This is a genomic window from Vibrio sp. Vb1574, from assembly GCF_033338675.1.
Genome location: NZ_JAWOTC010000368.1, coordinates 1 through 1,128, shown reverse-complemented (window position 1 = coordinate 1,128; position 1,128 = coordinate 1). Strand labels below are relative to the sequence as shown.

1 protein-coding gene is annotated in these 1,128 nt (G+C 42.1%); it reads right to left on the bottom strand.

Going from position 1 to position 1,128, the window contains the following annotated elements; all coding sequences use genetic code 11:
* Window positions 1–1,033: EAL domain-containing protein (locus R7O12_RS26230; RefSeq protein WP_318126991.1), on the bottom strand; the 1,033-nt coding region annotated here is incomplete at its 3' end.
* Window positions 1,034–1,128 lie beyond the last annotated feature (95 nt).

Sequence of the window (1,128 nt, the reverse complement as noted above, 5' to 3'; positions counted from 1 at the left end):
TTATTACATGAGAACCGACAAGGTAGCCAGGGGGCACATTGACACCAAGATGCACCGGATGAGTAAACGTCAGTTTGGAGAAATCGTCCGCAGCTTTTTCTAAAACGTAGTCAGTCAGCAACGATACTAACCCGTTCTGTTCTGCCGCAGGAACAAATTCATCTGGAGCAATAAAACCTTTTTGTTGATGCTCCCATCGTATCAGCGCTTCGTAACCAAACACGCGTCCGCTTTCAACATCAATTTGAGGTTGGTAATACAAGGTTAATTCGTTTTTTTTCAGGGCTTTTTTTAGTTCTGCAAGAAGGTTTCTTTTCGGATCGACAAACTTGTTTAACGCGTATAGGCAAAGATAAATCATCGCGATAATAGGCACCGAATAGATGATGTAAGAAATCAATTTTTGCTCGACAAACAAGTCGCTAGCTTCCGCGAGTGCTTGGTATTCAAATACCTTAGATTCATTAAAAGCAATCGGGTTTGTACCTTTTCTGGATGCGCCAGCGGGCACCACGTCGTCATGAATAAACAAAGCTGACCGCTTGAGGCGTAAATCGTTGTTAAATCCAATTGTCGCGCCAAAATAGTCTCTATCAATGATGGTGATGGCTTTATATGTCTGCTGCCCTTGAGTCACCACTAGCAGCAATGGTTCATCTAAGCCGGTTATCTGGCCGAAGGTTAAGGCATGATTGGGCCTGAAGGTTAAGTATTCAGAAAGCGGTTTGGATAAGTGTCCAAGCTTCGATGAGCAAATGATCTCATCGCCTTTGACAATGAGCATTTCATCGATGTCTCGCTCAAACATCAAGTTTTGCTGCAACTGCTCACACCGTTCTGGATGAATAAGCGCAGTTCGGTTTTCAGTCTCAATTTGAAAGAGAATTTCATCCGCGATTTGTATGTTCTTTTCGAGCAAGTGATCGAGGTTACTTTGCACACTCTCGTGTGCCAAATACAAAACCTCCGCAAATACCAAAGGAAGTGGCAGAAAAAAGATAGCAGCTTTCTTAAGAAGCATTTTATTCAGCATATAAAAGCGACCTTTTATAAACCGATTGACTCAGATGGTATCGAGAAAACGATACCCACCAGCAACTCACGTTTACAATATTATTCATTAGATTT